The 18104-nt window shown below is 69.7% G+C and carries 14 protein-coding genes and 1 pseudogene; 6 read left to right on the top strand and 9 right to left on the bottom strand.

Features of this window, described 5'->3' with window-relative positions; genetic code table 11:
- Positions 1 to 22: 22 nt before the first annotated feature.
- Genes hemC through GQ56_RS0109380 form a run of 3 tightly spaced genes read left to right on the top strand, consistent with a single transcriptional unit; the run spans position 23 to position 4187 of the window.
- Positions 23 to 1027 (top strand): hydroxymethylbilane synthase, encoded by a 1005-nt coding sequence (hemC, locus tag GQ56_RS0109390; RefSeq protein WP_031398416.1) that lies wholly within the window; start codon positions 23 to 25, stop codon positions 1025 to 1027.
- Entirely contained in the window at positions 1027 to 2997 is a 1971-nt protein-coding gene (hemDX, locus tag GQ56_RS0109385; protein WP_031398415.1) for a fused uroporphyrinogen-III synthase HemD/membrane protein HemX, read from the top strand. The genes hemC and hemDX overlap by 1 nt, the downstream gene beginning before the upstream one ends.
- A 2-nt stretch (positions 2998 to 2999) precedes the next feature.
- Entirely contained in the window at positions 3000 to 4187 is a 1188-nt protein-coding gene (locus tag GQ56_RS0109380; RefSeq protein ID WP_031398414.1) for a heme biosynthesis protein HemY, read from the top strand.
- Positions 4188 to 4263: 76 nt separating this feature from the next.
- On the opposite strand, the gene GQ56_RS0109375 is transcribed toward GQ56_RS0109380, so the two are convergent.
- From GQ56_RS0109375 to GQ56_RS0109355, 5 genes are all read right to left on the bottom strand, one after another.
- Complete coding sequence (locus tag GQ56_RS0109375; RefSeq protein ID WP_031398413.1) at positions 4264 to 5490, bottom strand: alpha/beta fold hydrolase; 1227 nt, start codon at positions 5488 to 5490, stop codon at positions 4264 to 4266.
- Positions 5487 to 5900 (bottom strand): helix-turn-helix domain-containing protein, encoded by a 414-nt coding sequence (locus GQ56_RS0109370; protein WP_031398412.1) that lies wholly within the window; start codon positions 5898 to 5900, stop codon positions 5487 to 5489. The genes GQ56_RS0109375 and GQ56_RS0109370 overlap by 4 nt, the downstream gene beginning before the upstream one ends.
- Positions 5901 to 6110: 210 nt before the next feature.
- Positions 6111 to 7415 carry an MFS transporter gene (locus GQ56_RS0109365; RefSeq protein WP_031398411.1) on the bottom strand — a complete coding sequence of 435 codons (1305 nt, stop codon included), beginning with the start codon at positions 7413 to 7415 and terminating at the stop codon, positions 6111 to 6113.
- Positions 7416 to 7495: 80 nt separating this feature from the next.
- Positions 7496 to 8254 carry an SDR family oxidoreductase gene (locus tag GQ56_RS0109360; protein WP_031398410.1) on the bottom strand — a complete coding sequence of 253 codons (759 nt, stop codon included), beginning with the start codon at positions 8252 to 8254 and terminating at the stop codon, positions 7496 to 7498.
- Between the two features lie 94 nt (positions 8255 to 8348).
- Positions 8349 to 9788: an aldehyde dehydrogenase family protein gene (locus tag GQ56_RS0109355; protein ID WP_031398409.1), complete on the bottom strand. Its 1440-nt coding sequence runs from the start codon at positions 9786 to 9788 to the stop codon at positions 8349 to 8351.
- A gap of 303 nt (positions 9789 to 10091) precedes the next feature.
- Between GQ56_RS0109355 and ppa the strand changes: the two genes are divergently transcribed.
- On the top strand, positions 10092 to 10619 hold the full coding sequence (gene ppa / locus GQ56_RS0109345) for an inorganic diphosphatase (protein WP_017333852.1): 528 nt from the start codon (positions 10092 to 10094) through the stop codon (positions 10617 to 10619).
- A gap of 54 nt (positions 10620 to 10673) precedes the next feature.
- Here ppa and GQ56_RS0109340 read toward each other — a convergent pair whose 3' ends face one another.
- The 3 genes and pseudogenes from GQ56_RS0109340 to GQ56_RS0109335 form a co-directional block, all read right to left on the bottom strand.
- The gene (locus tag GQ56_RS0109340) at positions 10674 to 11318 is read right to left on the bottom strand and encodes a GIY-YIG nuclease family protein (RefSeq protein WP_321029194.1); all 645 of its coding nucleotides are present in this window, start codon (positions 11316 to 11318) and stop codon (positions 10674 to 10676) included.
- A 36-nt stretch (positions 11319 to 11354) separates the two neighbouring features.
- A pseudogene (locus GQ56_RS47020) lies at positions 11355 to 11513 on the bottom strand (GIY-YIG nuclease family protein); the annotation flags it as partial.
- A gap of 49 nt (positions 11514 to 11562) precedes the next feature.
- Positions 11563 to 12597 carry a helix-turn-helix transcriptional regulator gene (locus GQ56_RS0109335; RefSeq protein ID WP_031398407.1) on the bottom strand — a complete coding sequence of 345 codons (1035 nt, stop codon included), beginning with the start codon at positions 12595 to 12597 and terminating at the stop codon, positions 11563 to 11565.
- 151 nt (positions 12598 to 12748) lie between these two features.
- On the opposite strand from GQ56_RS0109335, the gene GQ56_RS0109330 reads away from it, so the two are divergent.
- Complete coding sequence (locus tag GQ56_RS0109330) at positions 12749 to 15007, top strand: glycoside hydrolase family 3 C-terminal domain-containing protein (protein WP_031398406.1); 2259 nt, start codon at positions 12749 to 12751, stop codon at positions 15005 to 15007.
- Between the two features lie 66 nt (positions 15008 to 15073).
- Here GQ56_RS0109330 and GQ56_RS0109325 read toward each other — a convergent pair whose 3' ends face one another.
- Complete coding sequence (locus GQ56_RS0109325) at positions 15074 to 16252, bottom strand: GNAT family N-acetyltransferase (RefSeq protein ID WP_031398405.1); 1179 nt, start codon at positions 16250 to 16252, stop codon at positions 15074 to 15076.
- 113 nt (positions 16253 to 16365) lie between these two features.
- On the opposite strand from GQ56_RS0109325, the gene GQ56_RS0109320 reads away from it, so the two are divergent.
- On the top strand, positions 16366 to 18087 hold the full coding sequence (locus GQ56_RS0109320; protein WP_031398404.1) for an NAD+ synthase: 1722 nt from the start codon (positions 16366 to 16368) through the stop codon (positions 18085 to 18087).
- The last annotated feature ends 17 nt before the right edge of the window (positions 18088 to 18104 follow it).

Raw genomic sequence — 18104 nt, 5'->3', positions numbered from 1 at the left:
CCCGTCCTTCGATGTTCCAGCAATGAATTCCGAGACTCTTGCGGCCGGGCCGCAACAGGCACAGCCGCCCGCGACGTTGACGATTGCTTCGCGCGAGAGCCGCCTGGCGATGTGGCAAGCCGAACATGTGCGTGATGCGCTGCGCAAATTATATCCAGCTTGTGACGTGAAAATCCTCGGAATGACGACCCGTGGCGACCAGATTCTCGATCGCACGCTGTCGAAGGTCGGCGGCAAGGGCCTGTTCGTGAAGGAGCTGGAAAACGCGCTGGCAGACGGCCGCGCCGATCTCGCCGTGCATTCGCTGAAGGACGTGCCGATGGCGCTGCCCGACGGCTTCGCGCTTGCCGCGATCATGGAGCGCGAAGACCCGCGCGACGCGTTCGTGTCGAACGACTACGCGTCGCTCGACGCGCTGCCGGCCGGCGCCGTGGTCGGCACGTCGAGCCTGCGCCGCGAGGCGATGCTGCGCGCGCGGTATCCGCATCTCGAGGTCCTGCCGCTGCGCGGCAACCTCGACACGCGCCTCGCGAAGCTCGACCGCGGCGACTACGCGGCGATCATCCTCGCGGCCGCCGGCCTGAAGCGCCTCGGCCTCGACGGGCGGATCCGCGCGCTGCTCGACGTCGAGGCGAGCCCGCCCGCGGCCGGCCAGGGCGCGCTCGGCATCGAGATCGCCGCGCGTCGCGACGACGTCGCCGCGTGGCTCGCACCGCTGCACGACGCGCGGACCGCGCTCGCGGTCGAGGCCGAGCGGATGGTGTCGCGCGCGCTCGGCGGCAGCTGCGAGGTGCCGCTGGCCGCGCACGCGGTGTGGCGCGCGGGCGAGCTGTACCTGACGGGCCGCGTGTCGACGACCGACGGCAAGCGCGTGCTGACGGCCGATGCGTGCGGGGCCGTCGTTACCGCCGCCGATGCGCTCGCGCTCGGCCGCACCGTATCCGACGCGCTCGAGGAGCAGGGCGCGCTCGACATCGTCCAGGCACTGCTCGCGGCTTCGCAGCAGGCCGGCAAGGGCGACGCCTGATGGCGGGCGGCGCGCGCGCGTTCACCGCTGTCCTGACCCGTCCGGACGGCCAGTCGGACGCGCTGGCGTCGCAACTGGCCGAGGCCGGCTGCGAGGTCGTCGAATTCCCGCTGATCGACATCGCGCCGGTGGACGATCCGGCGCCGCTCGACGCCGCGTTCGCGGCGCTCGCCGACTACGCGCTGGTGATTTTCGTGTCGCCGAACGCGATCGACCGCGCGCTCGCGCGGTACGGCGCGATCTGGCCGAACGCGCTGCCGGTCGGCGTGGTCGGCCCCGGCAGCGTCGCGGCGCTCGCGCGGCACGGCATCGCGGCGCCCGCGCATCGCGTGATCGCGCCGCAGGCGCCGGCCGACGGCGGCGTGCCTCACTACGATTCGGAAAGCCTGTTCGCGTGCATCGAGGCCGCGTTCGGCGGCCTGCAGGGGCTGGCGGGCCGGCGCGTGCTGATCGTGCGCGGCGACGGCGGGCGCGAATGGCTCGCCGAGCGGCTGCGCGAAGCCGGCGCGGACGTCACGCTCGCCGCCGCCTACCGGCGTGTCGTGCCCGAGCCGCGCGTCGGCGCGTGGGAGCGCGTGCATGCGTTGCTCGACGGCGCGCCGCATGCGTGGCTCGTCACGAGCTCGGAAGGCGTGCGCAACCTGCACGAACTCGCGCGGGCGCATCTGAACGACGCCGAGATCGACGCGCTGAAGCATGCGCCGCTCGTGACGCCGCATCCGCGAATCGAGCAGACCGCGCGCGCATTGGGTTTTGATAGGATTACGCTGACCGGCGCGGGCGATGAGCGCATCGTCCGCGCGTTTCGAACGATGGCCGACGAGGCCGTCCAACCGGCGACAGCCGCACCGGTGACTAAACGCATGACAGATACCAACGATTCCAAAAGCGTCGCTTCCCAGCCGGCCGCTGCCTCCGCACCGCCGTCCAGCCCTCCTTATCTCGCGCCCGAGCCGCGCGCGCGACGCGGCGGCAGTGCGGTGCTGTGGTTCGTCGTCGTCGTGCTCGGCTGCGCGGCGGGCGTCGGCGGCTACGCGCTGAACCGCAAGATCGACCGGCTCGACGGCACGTTCGTCGCGCGCCAGAAGGCGCTCGACGCACAGACGGCCGAGACGCGCATGAAGACCGAGCAGGCGCTCGCGAGCACGCACCAGGTCGACACGCAGCTCGCGCAGCTCGACGGCAAGCTCGCCGACGCGCAGAGCGCGCAGCAGGCGCTGCAGCAGCAATACCAGGACCTGTCGCGCAACCGCGATGCGTGGATGCTCGAGGAAGTCGACCAGATGCTGTCGAGCGCGAGCCAGCAGCTTCAACTGACCGGCAATACGCAGCTCGCGCTGATCGCGCTGCAGAACGCCGACGCGCGTCTGGCCACGTCGCAGAGCGCGCAGGCCGTCACGGTGCGCAAGGCGCTCGCGCTCGACATCGAGAAGCTGAAGGCCGCACCGGCGGCCGATCTCACGGGCCTCGCGATCAAGCTCGACGACGCGATCGCGAAGATCGACGCGCTGCCGCTGTCCGGCGAGGCGGTCGTGCCGCACGATGCGCCGAAGGCCGCGCCGGCCGACGCCGCATCGTCGGCTGTGGCCGGCGAGTCGCGCTGGAAGGTGTGGTGGCACGACTTCTCGGCCGGTCTCGGCCAGCAGTTGAAGGGGCTCGTGCAGATCCGCCGGATCGACAACGCGGACGCGATGCTCGCCTCGCCCGACCAGGGCTACTTCGTGCGCGAGAACGTGAAGCTGCGCCTGCTGACCGCACGGCTGTCGCTGCTCGCGCGCAACGACGGCGCGATGAAGGCCGACCTGCACGCCGCGCAGGCGTCGCTCGGGAAGTATTTCGATCAGGCGTCGAAGGACACGCAGACCGTCGAGGATCTGCTCAAGCAGGTCGACGGCGCGTCGCTGACGGTCGCGGTGCCGAACCTGAACACGAGCCTGAACGCCGTTCAGCAGTTCAAGAGCCGGGGGTAACGATGACGCTTCGAGGAATCGTCTGGCTCGCGATCCTGTTCGCGATCGCCGCGGCACTTGCCACCATCGGCCGTTTCGACGCCGGGCAAGTGCTGCTCGTCTATCCGCCGTACCGGGTCGACGTGTCGCTGAACCTGTTCGTGATCGCCATCGTCGTGCTGTTCATCGTCGTGTACGCGCTGCTGCGCATCGTGCGCAACATCTGGCGCATGCCGCAGCGGGTCGCCGCGTATCGGGCGCGTTCGCGCAACGAGAAGGCGCAGGCGTCGCTGCGCGACGCCATCGCCAACCTGTACGCGGGCCGTTTCTCGCGCGCGGAGAAGGCCGCGCGTGAAGCGCTGTCGGTCGATGCGAACCAGGGCGCGGCGAGTCTCGTCGGGGCCACCGCCGCGCACCGGATGCACGAGTACACGCGCCGCGACGACTGGCTGTCGAAGGTCGACGCGCCCGAATGGCAGGACGCACGGCTGCTCGCCGCCGCCGACATGCGAGCGGACGCGCGCGATGCCGATGGCGCGCTCGCCGCGCTGGCCGACCTGCAGGCGGGCGGCAAGCGCATTCACGCGCAGCAGGTCGCGCTGCGTGCGCAGCAGCAACTGAAGAACTGGGCCGAGGTGCTGAAGCTCGCCAAGGCGCTCGAGAAGCGCGAGGCGCTGCATCCGGCGGCGGCCGTGCGGCTGCGTCAGCAGGCCGCGGAAAACCTGCTGCGCGAACGTCGGCACGACCCCGACGCGTTGCTCGAGGTATGGCAGTCGCTGTCGCCGGTCGAGCGCCAGTCGCCGCGTCTTGCCGATCTGGCGGCCGATCTGCTCGTGCCGCTCGAGCGCCGCAACGAAGCGCGCCGCATCGTCGAGGACGCGCTCGCGCACAACTGGGACGCACGCCTGCTGCGCCGCTATCCGGATACGGCCGGCGCCGATGCGCTGCCGCTGATCCAGAAGGCGGAAGGGTGGAAGAAGGATCACCCGGAAGATGCCGACCTGCTGTTTGCGCTCGGCCGCCTGTGCCAGCAGCAGCAACTGTGGGGCAAGGCGCAGTCGTTCCTCGAATCGGCGCTGAAGCTGGCCGACAACGAGGCGCTGAAGGTGCGTACGCATCGCGCGCTCGCGCGCCTGTTCGAGCATCTCGGCGAAACCGACAAGGCGGCGAAACACTACCGCGAAAGCGCGCTCGCCATCACCGTGGTCTGACGCCGCGCGACATCGCGCAACCTGCCCCGAACGCCATGCGGCCTTCGGGGCATTTTTTTGTTCGTCGCGTGCCGCGCTATGCGCCGAGCCTGCGCAGCAGGTCGTCCTCGCTCGCGACGAACCATGCCGACTGGCCGCGATTGGACTCGCGCACGAGCGCGCGCAGCGCTTCGCTGCGCGCGAGCCAGCGCTCGACGTTGCCGACCACGGCGAGCCGGACGCCGTAGTTGGCGAGCTTCTGCAGCACGGCGCCCGCCAGGCCGCTGTCGAGCCGGTAGAAGTCGTCGTGCAGCGCGTCGGCGCCGATCGCGATCCAGTCGGCTTCATGCGAGCGCGCGAGCGCGACGAGGTCGAGCGCATCGCTTTCGTGCCGTACGAGGCCGGCGGCAGGATCGCGAACCAGCACGCGGCGGCCGGCGGCCTGGACGATTCGGTGGCGCATGGCGGGCGGCTTCGTCGACGTGAGAAACGCGAGCACGATGTCGCGCTGCCCGCGGATGAAGTGGTATTGATCCGGAAGAAACCGGACCTGCGCGTGCGGCACGAGACGCGTGAGGCGATCGCGCGTGTCGCGCGAATCGAGCATGACGTCGTGGCCGCCGACGATGACCAGTGCGGGGGCGGACAGCGTGCGCAGCGCGTCGTCGGTGAACAGCGGAATCGCTTCGAGGCGTGGCCGGCAGCCGCGATCGACGGCGCGCATCAGCGCGATCGCGTCGCGTTCGGCCGGCGTCGACGCAGGCGGCAGACGGCCGAGCACGCGCCGTCGCACGCAGGCACGCCCGATATCGCCGAGCAGCAGCAGCGGCAGCGCCCACCACAGAAGCGGCTTCTGTCTGCCGATGCCCGACGGACAGAGCAATGCGAGCCGCGTGACGCGCGCCGGCCGCCGCAACGCGAAATCGAGTGCGGTTCGCGCGCCCAACGAGATGCCGACGAACGCGGCGTGCGACACCTGCAGGCTGTCGAGCACGTCGTCGAGCCACTGCGCGTAAGCGTCGCTCGCGAGCGGCGGCCGTGCCGGCGCGCTGGGTCCCGCCTCGCCGATCGCGTCGATTGCGTAAAGCCGGCAGTGCTTCGACCATTCGGCCGCATGGTGCTGCCAGCTGGCCGCCGTGGTCTGTGCGCCGTGAAGCAGGACGACCGGCGGTGCATCGTCCGGTCCGCACGCGACGACGTGCGTGGCGCCGTGACGCGTCTGCACCGTGATGCGCCGATGCCCGACCGGCCAGTGCGACAGCGCGGCCTCGTAGGCCGCGCGAATCGCGCGCGCATGGCGCGGCGACCTGAAGATCGCGCTCATGTCGCGTTTTGCCGCAGCAGCGCCTCGAGCGACGACAGCAGCGCGGCCGTGTCGGCGGGCGTGGCCGCCACGATGATCTTGACCTGGCTCGCGGCGGGATCGAACGCGACGTCGATGCGCACCGGTTCGGCATAGGACGCGCGGCCCGACGCCATCGCGTGCAGCGACCGCGACAGGTATTGATGCAGCGACTGCGACGCGTCCGGAATGTCGACGATGCTGGTGACGCGTACCGCGCGCGGCATGGGCGCGGCGGGCGTCGTTGGCGCGAACGCGGCGAGGTCGGCGTCGAGGATGCGGTATGCGCGGCCGACCCGCGTCGCGCGCAGCTTGCCCTCGCGGATGAAGCGCAGGACGGTCTTCGGGTGGAGGCGCAGGCGTGCGGCGGACTCGTCGACGGTACGGAACATGATCGATCGGTGGTGTTCGGATATTCCCTATTGTTCCATAAATAAGGGAATTTTAGGGGGGTCGACGTGAATCGAGGTGTGCGCGCGGGCGAGATATCGAACCCGCTTCGTCCGGGGCCGGTGTGCGTGAAAACAGAAACGCCCCGTCGACCGGAGCGGTTCCGGCCGGCGAGGCGTTATGCGGGTGGAGGGGCGCTCATGCGCCCCGGGTCATCTGTCGACCAGTCGCTTCGGCACCGACAGCGCGAGCAGTCCGCCGAGCACGAGGAACGCGGCGAGCATGTACATGCCCGCATCGTTGGCGCCCGTCGCCTGCTTGAGCCAGCCCATCATGTACGGGCTCAGGAAGCCCGCGAGGTTGCCGATCGAGTTGATCATCGCGATGCCGGCCGCGGCCGCCGTGCCGCCGAGAAACGCGGTCGGCAGGCTCCAGAACAGCGGCAGCGTCGTCAGAATGCCGATCGTCGCGAGCGTGAGGCCGAGCATCGCCAGCGCGGTCTGATGCGCCCAGATCACCGACAACACCAGCCCGAGCGCGCCGATCGCGGCCGGGATCGCGACGTGCCAGCGGCGTTCGCGGCGCTTGTCCGCGCTGCGCGCGATCAGGATCATCGCGACGACCGCGGCCGCATACGGAATCGCCGACAGCAGGCCGATCGTGAACGTGTCGGTCACGCCGGTGGCCTTGATGATCGTCGGCAGCCAGAAGCCGACGCCGTAGAGCCCCATCACGAACGAGAAGTAGATCAGCGCCATCAGCCACACGCGCGGGCTCGACATCACGGTGCCGAGCGGCAGGTCTTCCTTGCTTGCCTCCTCCGCTTCGACGTTGCGCGTGAGCAGCGCCTTTTCGTCGTCGGTCAGCCACTTCGCCTTCGAGATCCGCTCGTCGAGCGCGAAGAACACGAGCACGCCGGCGAGTACCGACGGAATGCCTTCGAGCAGGAACAGCCATTGCCAGCCGTGCCAGCCGCTCACGCCGTTGAACGTCTTCAGGATGTAGCCCGAGACCGGCCCGCCGATCACGCCGGACAACGCGACGGCCGTCATGAAGAACGTCGTCATCCGGCCGCGCCGGTGCGCGGGATACCAGTAGGTGAGGTAGAGGATCACGCCGGGGAAGAAACCCGCTTCGGCGACGCCGAGCAGGAAGCGCATCACGTAGAACATCGCGGGCGTCGTGACGAACATCGTCAGGATCGAGATCACGCCCCACGTCGCCATGATCCGCGCGATCCACACGCGCGCGCCCACCTTGTGCAGGATGATGTTGCTCGGGACTTCGAACAGGAAATAGCCGAAGAAGAAGATCCCGGCGCCGAGCCCGTAGACGGTGTCGCTCAGGTTCAGGTCGCTCGCCATCTGCAGCTTCGCGAACCCGACGTTCACGCGGTCGAGATACGCGACCACGTAGCACAGCAGCAGGAGCGGCGTGAGCCGCCACGACACCTTGCGGTAGGTTGCTTCCTCGAATGCGCCGGACGAGCCCGGCAGCGATTGCGTCGATGTTGCCATGTTGTCTCCTGTCCTCGTTTATCGTTGATTTTGCGCGAAGCAAGGCGGGGCGGCGTGCCGCCCGGTACGGCCCGGTACAACTAGATGCAGCGTCCGCCGTCGACTTCGAGGCAGACGCCCGTGATGAACTCGGCCTCGTCGGACGCCAGGTAAAGCGCCGCGTTCGCGATGTCCTGCGGCGTCGAGAAGCGGCCGAGCGGGATCGTCGCGAGGAACCGGCGGCGGTTCTCGGGCGTGTCCTCGCAGCCCATGAACTCGGTCATCAGCGCCGTTTCGCCCAGCACGGGATTGATGCAGTTCACGCGGATGCGGTCGGCGCCGAGCTCGGCCGCGAGCGACTTGCTCGCGGTGATCATCGCGCCCTTCGTGCTGTTGTACCAGACGAGCCCCGGGCGCGGCCGCACGCCGGCGGTCGACGCGACGTTGACGAACACGCCGCCGCCCTGGGCGCGGAAGTACGGCACGAAGGTCTGCACGCACCAGAACAGGCTCTTCATGTTGACCGCGTACACGCGGTCGAACTCGGCTTCCGTCACGTCGAGCACGGGCTTGTTGCGGTGCGTGGTGCCCGCGTTGTTCACGACGATGTGCACCGCGTGGAAATCCTCGAGTGCGGCCTGCAGCAGTACGCGCCAGTCGTCCTGCTGCGAGACGTCGCCGGCCACCGCGATCGCCTTGCCGCCCGCGAGCGCGATCTCGCTCGCGACGCGCTCGGCCGCCGCGCCGTTCAGGTCGTTGACGACGACGTTCGCGCCTTCGCGCGCGTAGGTCTTCGCGATGCCTTCTCCGAAACCCGAGCCGCCGCCCGTGACGATGGCCGTCTTGCCGCTCAACCGCATGGTGTGTCTCCTCTGCCGGATATGAGAGTGGTGGTGCTTCGACCCGCGGCCGGTCAGGCTCGGCCGCTTGCCGCTTGCCCAGTTTGCCGCGTGTTCAGCCGTGCCGGATCGCGATCGTCTTCAGCGCGGTGAAGCCGTACAGCGCCTCGAAGCCTTTCTCGCGGCCGTGGCCCGAGTGGCCGACGCCGCCGAACGGCAGTTCGACGCCGCCGCCCGCGCCGTAGTTGTTGATGAACACCTGGCCTGCGCGCAGGCGCCGCGCGAGGCGCATCTGGCGTGCGCCGTCACGCGTCCAGACGCCCGCGACGAGGCCGTAAGGGGTGCCGTTCGCGAGTGCGACGGCTTCGTCCTCGTCGACGAAACGCATGGCGGCGAGCACGGGGCCGAACACTTCCTCCTGCGCGAGCCGGTGCGACGGCGGCACGTCGCGCAACAGCGAGGGCGCCTGGTAGAAGCCGCTTTCCGGGGCCTCGGCGACGACCTGCCCGTGCGCGGCCATCGGGATGCCGTCGTGCTGCGCGTCGGACAGGAAATCCCACACGCGCTGCTGCTGCTTCGCGTTGATCAGTGGGCCGCAGTCGAGGTCGGCGCGGCTCGGGCCGACGCGCAGGCCGTTGAACGCGGTAGCCAGACGCTCGACGAGCGGCTCGTACACCGCGCGCTCGATCAGCACGCGGCTGCCGGCGGAGCAGGTCTGCCCGCCGTTCTGCACGATCGCCGACACCAGCACGGGCAGCGCCGCTTCGAGGTCGGCGTCGGCGAACACGATCTGCGGCGACTTGCCGCCGAGTTCGAGTGTGACGGGCACGTGGTTCTCGGCCGCCATCTGCGAGACGAGCTTGCCGGTGGCCGGTGAACCGGTGAACGAGATGTGGTCGATGCCCGGATGGCGCGCGAGCGCGGCGCCGGCTTCATGGCCGTAGCCGGTGACGATATTGAGCGCGCCGGCCGGCAGCCCGGCCTCGGCGGCCAGTTCGGCGACCCGCAGCACGGACAGGCACGCGTCCTCGGCCGGCTTGACGACGCATGCGTTGCCGGCCGCGAGCGCCGCGCCGACGCTGCGCCCGAAGATCTGCATCGGGTAGTTCCACGGCACGATGTGGCCCGTGACGCCATGCGGTTCGCGCACCGTCAGCACGGTGTAGCCGGCCTGGTAGGGGAGGGTTTCGCCGTGCAGCTTGTCGGCGGCGCCCGCATAGAACTCGAAGTAGCGCGCGAGCGCGGCGGCGTCGGCGCGCGCCTGCTTCAGCGGCTTGCCGGTGTCGCGCGCCTCGATCGCGGCGAGCTCCGCGAGGGAATCGGTCACGCGCGCCGACAGCCGCATCAGCACGCGGCCGCGTTCGGCGGCGCTTGCGGCGCCCCATGCGCCCGCGAACGCGTCGCGGGCCGCGGCGACTGCGCGCTCGATGTCGGGAGCCGTGCCGCGCGCGATCGTGGCGAACGGCTGGCCGTCGGACGGATCGATGACCGCGATGGTTTCCAGTTGCGCGGGCAACGTCCATTCGCCCGCGATGAAGTGCTTCGCCTCTTCCATGCTTGCTCCTGTCGACTCGAGTTGGCGCGTTAGCGCCTGCCAGGGCCCCATGCTTTGCGGACGACCCGGGTCAGCTCTTCAGCGCCTGCTCGGGTTCCATGCTTCGCGGTCGAACGCCGCCGGCCCCGTACGGTGCCGCCGGTGGTTCGACGGCCGGGCATCCGGAGCGATTATCGCGCCGATCGTCATCCGGACGCCACCGGTCGATTGGCTATAATGGCGTATTCCCTTGGGGGACGCTCGCGGCGGTGCATCGGCCGCGGCGCCCTGTCCCGAATTCCCATCGACCTACAGAGAGTGCTCATGAGCTTCAATCATGTTCCGGCCGGCAAGGACCTGCCGCAAGATTTCAACGTGATCATCGAGATTCCCGCGCAAAGCGATCCGGTGAAGTACGAGGCGGACAAGGAACTGGGCCTCCTCGTCGTCGACCGCTTCATCGGCACGGGCATGCGCTATCCGGTGAACTACGGCTACATCCCGCAGACGCTGTCGGGCGACGGCGATCCGGTCGACGTGCTGGTGATCACGCCGTTCCCGCTGCTGGCCGGCTCGATCGTGCGTTCGCGCGTGCTCGGCATGCTGCAGATGACCGACGAGTCGGGCGTCGACGCGAAGCTGGTCGCGGTGCCGCACGACAAGGTCTGCCCGATGACGGCGAACCTGAAGTCGATCGACGACGTGCCCGAGTACCTGAAGGATCAGATCAAGCACTTCTTCGAGCAATACAAGGCGCTCGAGAAGGGCAAGTGGGTGAAGGTCGAGGGCTGGGCCGGCATCGACGCCGCGCACAAGGAAATCACCGACGGCGCCGCGAACTACAAGAAGTAAGCGGCGCACCGGCCGCCGGCCGGTTCGCGTGACCCGCCAACCGCGCGAGTCTCCTCAGGAGGCCGCGCGGTTTTGTTTTGCGCGCGGGGTTTTCCTGCGCGATGTCCTGGCGGCGGGCGCGGCGGCGAGGTCCGTCGCGTCCTTCGCGCGGCGGGGCGTATCGGACGCGCCTTGTGCGGCCGACGGCCGGCGGCGGGCCGGTGCGGGAGCGCCGTCCTCGCGGTTGTTCGCGACGGGCTTGCCGGCGGCGGCCGGTTTTTTCTTTCTCGGCGAAGGAGCGGGGGCCGGCACGTCGCCATCGGGCCGCGAGCGACGCGACGCGGTCTTTTTCGCCGCTGCGGCGCTATCGGCCTTCGCGCGCTCCGCGACCGGCTCGGCCCGGGTTGCGTCGCGTGCCGTTCCGCCCTTCGCGGCCTTTGTGGTCTTTAAGGACTTCGCAGACTTCGTGCCCTTGCCGGCCTTCCCCGCATGATCGGCCTTGCCTGTCCGGTCGGCCTGCTTTGCGACCTGTTCCGCATCAGCTGACGTCGTCGCGCGACCGGCTTTCGCTGCCTTCGCCTTCTTCCGCCCGCGTACGTCGGCCGTCGAGCCCGCCGCGTCGCCGCTCGCATCGATGTCCGCCTCGGCTGGCAGCACCGACTTCAGCGTTCGCAACCCGGCTGCCAGCTCACGCTTTTGCGCGGGCGTGAGCCGTTTCACCCAGTATTCGGCGCGCGACGCGCTCGACCGGTCGGGCAGCGGAAACGACGCGAGCACCGCGCGCGGCTTGCGCGAGCGGGTGTAGCGCGCGCCCTTGCCCGACGCATGTTCGTCGAAGCGCGCGGCAACGTCGGTCGTGATGCCGGTGTAGACGCTGTCGTCGGCGCATTCGATCAGATACAGAAACCAGGACATGGCAGGGCGGCGGGATGCGAAGCCGTCAGTGTCTCAGAAAAAACGCGGCTCAACGCCATCGGTCGCCGTGGCCGTCGCGGAAGCGGCTCGGCGCCGCGCCGAGTTCGCGCGTGAAGAAGCGCGTGAACGCGCTCGTCGAACGGAAGCCGACCCGCACGCCGATCTCGCCGATCGGCAATTGCGTATTGAGCAGCAGGTCGCGCGCTTCGCCGAGCCGCGCCTGTGCGACGAGCGCGTGAAAGCCGACCGCTTCGCGATGCAGCCGCCGGCGCAGCGTCCAGCGCGACATCGCGAAACGCGTGCAGACGTGCTGCATCAGCGTATCGGTCGGCGCGTCGACGTCGTCGGACGTGCGCAGCCAGTCGCGTACGCATTGCTCGACCGACGAGCCGAACGTCGAGCGTGCGCGCACGCGTTCGCGCGCCGTGTCGGCCGCATGACGCTGGATCCCGGCGAGCGGCGCGTTGTAGCGCTCGAACGGCGTGTCGAAGTGTGCGGAGCGCAGCACGAGGCGGTTGTGCGCGGCGTCGAACGACACCGGCGCGTCGAGCGTGTCGCGCAGCGCGGCAGCGGGCGCGAACGCGCGGCCGGCGAAGGCGGCGTCGGCGACACGCACGTGCGGATCGTACAGACGCGCGAGCGCCGCGAGGATCGCGAGGTTCGCGAATGCGCTGCCGGCGTGCCGGCCGTCCCCTTCGTTCACGTATTCGAGCGCGATCGCGTCGCCGTTCTCGTGCGCGAAGAGCCAGTCGACGTTGCCGATCAGCTCGCGATAGCGCAAGTAGCCGTGCAGGGCGTCGCGCAGTGTCGCCGCGTTGCATGTGATGCCCGCGAGCTCCGGGAACGGCACGAGCCACGGCGCGACCTGCGGCGGCGGCCGGTGCCATGACAGCGGCCAGTCGTGCGTCAGCCGCATCGCGGCGACATGCCGGTCGCCCGCGATGCGGCGCGTGTCGTCGGCGAGCTCGGCGGGGCCGATGCCGAGCGCCGCATAAAGCGGCGCGGGATCGACGCCGTTCGCGCGCGTGTCTTCGCACAGCCAGCGGTAGATCCGGACGGATACCGATTTCTGTTGCAACTCCATGTCTGCCCCCTGTCGTCATTGCCGTTCGGGTTTGTACCCGCTGCGAGAGGTCAACGCGTGCTCCTGCCGGTCAAGCGTGGTGACCGGTCGATTCTTAGACTCGGACGCTGGAGTGTGGCGACAAGTACAACAGAACGATTCTGGAGGATCAATGAAAACTTCGCTGTTCCGGTGTTCGACGATCGCGTCCGCGTGCGCGCTCACGGTACTGCTCGCGTCGTGCGGCGGCAACGACATCCAGGCGGACCCGGCCGCGCCGGCCGACCTCGATGCGGCGGCCGACCAGCGGGCGGCTACGCTCGTCGCGCAGCTGACGACCGACGAAAAGCTGCAGCTCGTGCATGGCACGGGCATGCCCTCGCTCGGTCTGGGCGGCCCGTTTCCGGCCGGCGCGCTGAACGGTGCGAGCTACATCCCGGGCGTGCCGCGACTCGGCATTCCGGCGGTCAGCAGCGTCGATTCGGCGGGCGGCGTGAACGTGCAGAACGCCCGCGTGACCGCTCTGCCGGCGCCGATCGCGCTCGCGGCGACCTGGGACCCGGCGCTCGCGGCCGCCTACGGCGCGCGCATCGCGCTCGAATTGCGCGCGCTCGGCTTCGCGGAAGGGCTCGGCGGCGGCGTGAACCTCGCGCGCGAGCCGCGCAACGGCCGCACGTTCGAATACATGGGCGAGGACCCGGTGCTCGCGGGCACGCTGAGCGCCGCGCGCACGCAGGCGACGCAGGCGCGGAAGGTGATCGCGACGATCAAGCATTTCGCGTTCAACGATCAGGAAACCAACCGGATGACGATCGACTCGGTCGTCGACGAGCGGACCATGCGCGAGGCCGAACTGCTCGCATTCGAGATCGGCGTGAAGGAAGGCCGGCCAGGCAACGTGATGTGCGCGTACAACAAGCTGAACGGCGTGTATGCGTGCGAGAACCCGTATCTGCTGACGACGGTGCTGAAGAACGAATGGGGCTTCAAGGGCGTCGTGCAGTCGGACTGGGGCGCGACGCATTCGACCGTCGCGGCCGTGCAGGCGGGGCTCGACGAGGAGCAGCCGGGTGCGGCCGACGACGGCAACGCGCCGCTCGGCTCGTTCTTCAACACGAAGCTGCGTGCGGCGCTGCAGGCCGGCAGCGTGTCGGCCGCGCGCTTGAACGACATGGTGCAGCGCAAGCTGCGCACGCTGATCCGCATCGGCGTGATGGACGCGCCGCCGCAGCCGGGCGGCGCGATCGACGAAGCCGCCGGCCATGCCGACGCGCTCGCGATCGCGCGGCAGGCCGCCGTGCTGCTGAAGAACGCGGCGGCGCCGGGCGATGCGCAGCCGGTGCTGCCGCTGGCGGCCGGCGCGCTGAAGTCGGTCGTCGTGATCGGTGGGCATGCGGACGCGGGCGTGCTGTCGGGCGGCGGCTCGGGCGCGGTGCCGGCGATCGACGGCAATGCGGTGACGGCCTGCCGGCAGCCTGCCGACATGATGTTCGGCGGCTGCGCGACCTGGTACAAGTCCGCGCCGCTCGCGGCGATCCGCGCGAAGGCGCCGAACGCCGCGGTCAGCTATCTGGACGGGACCGACGCGAATGCCGCCGCGAGCGCGGCCGCGCAGGCCGATGTCGCGATCGTGTTCGCGACGCAGTGGCAGACGGAAGGGCTCGACCTCGCGAGCCTGTCGCTGCCCGATGCGAAGGCCGATCCGTACAACCAGCAATACGACCAGAACGCGCTGATTGCCGCGGTCGCGGCAAAGGCGAAGCGCGTGATCGTCGTGCTCCAGAACGGCAGCCCGGTGCTGATGCCGTGGCTGGCGAACGTGCACGGGGTGCTCGACGCATGGTATCCGGGCGTGCAGGGCGGGCAGGCGATCGCCGACCTGCTGTTCGGCGACGCGAACCCGTCGGGCCGCCTGCCGCTGACGTTCCCGAAGCGGGACGCCGACTTGCCGCAAGCGGCGATCGATCCGGCGAACACGCGGACCGTGTATGCGGAAGGGCTCGCGTACGGCTATCGCTGGTTCGATGCGAAGTCGATCGAGCCGCTGTTTCCGTTCGGCTTCGGGTTGTCGTACACGACGTATGCGTTGTCGGCGATGACCGCGCAGGCCGATGCCTCCGGCAACGTGACGGTCGGCGTGACGGTGACGAACACGGGCGCGCGGGCCGGTACGCAGACGGTGCAGATCTACGCGTCGCTGCCCGCGTCGCTCGGCGAGCCGCCGCAGCGGCTGGTCGGCTGGACCAAGGTCGCGCTGCAGCCGGGCGAGGCGCGCACGGTCGGCGTCGCGGTGCCGTCGCAACGCTTCGCGGTGTGGGATGCGAATGCGCATGCGTGGCGGATCGGGGCAGGCAGCTACGTGTTGTCGGCGGCCGCGTCGTCGCGCGATCCGCAGGCGCTGTCGAGGACGGTGACGCTCGCCGCGCATTGAGCGGCGCCGCGACGCGGCAGGCGCGCGGCCGGGCCGGGGCACGCTGCGCCCCGGCGCATGTGCCGGCTATGGCGTGCCGCGCCGGAACGGATCGTGTTCGCGCAGTTCGTCGACGTAGGCGTGGATGTGCTCGGTCTCGCGCTCGAGAAAGCGCGCGACCGCATCCGAGAACGCCGGGTGCGCGAGCCAGTGCGCGGAGTGCGTGACGGTCGGCAGGAAGCCGCGCGCCAGCTTGTGTTCGCCCTGCGCGCCGCCCTCGAAGGTATCGAGCCCGGCTTCGATGCAGAACTCGAGCAACTGGTAGTAGGCCGTTTCGAAATGCAGGCACGGGACCTGTTCGAGCGCGCCCCAGTAGCGGCCGTACAGCGTGCCGCCGCCGTGCTCGCCGCGCCGGTACACGGCCAGCGCGCTCGCGATCGGCTGGCCGCCGGCTTCCGCGATCACGAGCAGCAGGTTCTCGGGCATCGTCGCGCCGATCGTGCGGAAGAAGTCGAGGTTCAGGTACGGGCTCGAATAGTGTTCGCGGTAGGTCTGCCGGTAGCAGCGCGAGAAGAAGCGCCAGTCGGCGTCGGTGATCCGGTCGCCGGTCAGGCGCCGGAACGTCACGCCGGCATCGTGCACCTTGCGGCGCTCCGCGCGGATGTTCTTGCGCTTCTTCTGCTCGAGCGTGGCGAGGAAGTCGTCGAAGTGGCGGTAGCCGTCGTTGACCCAGTGGAACTGCACGCCTTCGCGCAGCATCATCCCCATCGATTCGAGGAGCGCCGCTTCGTCGCCGGTCGGGAACAGCACGTGCAGCGACGACACGTCGCTCTGCTCGGCGAAGGCCAGCAGCGTGGCGGCCAGCCGGCGGCGCGCGTCGTCGTCGGCCGCGATGAGGCGCGTGCCCTGCACGGGCGTGAACGGCACCGCGCACAGCAGCTTCGGGTAGTAGGGCAGGTCGTTGCGCTGGTACGCGTCGGCCCACGCCCAGTCGAACACGTATTCGCCGTACGAATGCTGCTTCGCGTAGACGGGCGCTGCGGCCGCGAGCCGGCCCGTGCGCGGGTCGGTCAGCGTGACGAAATGCGGCGACCAGCCGGTCGCGTCGACCGCGCAGTGCGAGGCGTGCAGCGCGTCGAGGAATTCGTGGCGCAGGAACGGCGTCGGCTGCGCGTCGCCGTCGAGCAGCGCGTTCCATTCGGCGGCGGGCACCTCGGCGGGGGACGACAGGATGCCCGTGCGATAATCGATGCGTTCGTGTTTCAAGCGTGAATCCGTACCGTTCTGTGTCGCCGGATGCGCGGGCCTGCGCGGCCCCCGCCCCCGGGATGATTTCGTCAGCCGTTCAGGGCGCGCCGCCGGGCTGCGCCGATCCCGTCATGAAGACCCGACTCGCTCTCGCCCAGATCAACGTCACCGTCGGCGATTTCGCCGGCAACGTCGCGCGGATCGTCGCGGCCGCACGCACCGCGCACAACGATGGTGCGCAGTTGATGGTCGCGCCCGAACTCGCGTTGTCCGGCTATCCGCCGGAAGACCTGCTGCTGCGGCCGGCGTTCTACGCGGCCGCCGCCGCGGCGCTCGACGCGCTCGCCGACGCCCTGAAGGCGTTCGACGGGCTCGCGGTGCTGGTCGGCCATCCGCTGCGCGGCGCGGGCGACGGCGCGCCGGGCGGCGATCCGCATGCGTCAGCCGTCGATGGTAATGCAAACCGGCCGATCGAGCGCGGCGTGCCGCCCACCGACACCTACAACGCGGTGTCGCTGATCGTCGGCGGCGCGATCGTCGGGACCTACCGCAAGCAGGACTTGCCCAATACCGAGGTGTTCGACGAGAAGCGCTACTTCGCGACGGACACCGAGCCGCTCGTATTCGAGCTGAACGGCGTGAAATACGGCGTGATCATCTGCGAGGACGCGTGGCACGCATCGGCCGCGCAGATCGCGAAGGCGGCCGGCGCGCAGGTGCTGCTGATCCCGAACGGCTCGCCGTACCACATGAACAAGGAAGCGGTGCGCATCGACATCCTGCGCGCGCGGATTCGCGAGACCGGATTGCCGATGGTGTACGTGAACCTCGTCGGCGGGCAGGACGAGCTCGTGTTCGACGGCGGCTCGTTCGTGCTCGACGCACAGGGCGCGCTGGTCGCGAAGATGCCGCAGTTCGACGAGGGGCACGCGATCGTCGAATTCGACGGCGCGCGGCCGTTGCCCGGCACGATCGCGCCCGAGTTGCCGGTCGACGCGCAGGTGTATCGCGCGCTCGTGCTGGGCGTGCGCGACTACATCGGCAAGAACGGTTTCCCCGGTGCGCTCATCGGGCTGTCGGGCGGGGTCGATTCGGCGCTGGTGCTGGCCGTCGCGTGCGATGCGCTCGGGCCGGAGCACGTGCGCGCGGTGATGATGCCGTCGCGCTTCACGGCCGACATTTCGACCACCGACGCGGCGGAGATGGCGCGGCGCGTCGGCGTGCGTTACGACGAGATCGCGATCGCGCCGATGTTCGACGCCTTCCGCACGGCGCTCGCGGGCGAGTTCGCGGGCCGTGCGGAAGATGCGACGGAGGAGAACATCCAGGCGCGCATTCGCGGCACGCTGCTGATGGCGCTGTCGAACAAGTTCGGCTCGATCGTGCTGACCACCGGCAACAAGAGCGAGATGGCGGTCGGCTACTGCACGCTGTACGGCGACATGGCGGGCGGCTTCGCGGTGATCAAGGACATCGCGAAGACGCTCGTGTACCGGCTGTGCCGCTACCGCAACGCGACCACCGACTACGTGCTGCGCGACGTGATCCCGGAGCGGATCCTGACGCGCGCCCCGTCGGCCGAGCTGCGCGAGAACCAGACCGACCAGGACAGCCTGCCGCCGTACGACGTGCTCGACACGATCATGCGGATGTACATGGAAGAAGACCGGCCGCTCGCCGAGATCGTCGCGGCCGGTTATGCGCAGGCCGACGTCGAACGTGTGACGCGGCTCATCAAGATCAACGAATACAAGCGCCGCCAGGCGCCGATCGGCATTCGCGTCACGCATCGCGCATTCGGGCGCGACTGGCGCTACCCGGTCACGTCACGTTTTACCGAACGTCTCGATTGAGCCGCGCTGGGCCGCAT

It is taken from the genome of Burkholderia paludis (assembly GCF_000732615.1).
Lineage (GTDB): Bacteria > Pseudomonadota > Gammaproteobacteria > Burkholderiales > Burkholderiaceae > Burkholderia > Burkholderia paludis.
The sequence above is the reverse complement of the archived record's forward strand: the minus strand, read 5'-3'. Positions and strand labels throughout refer to the sequence as shown.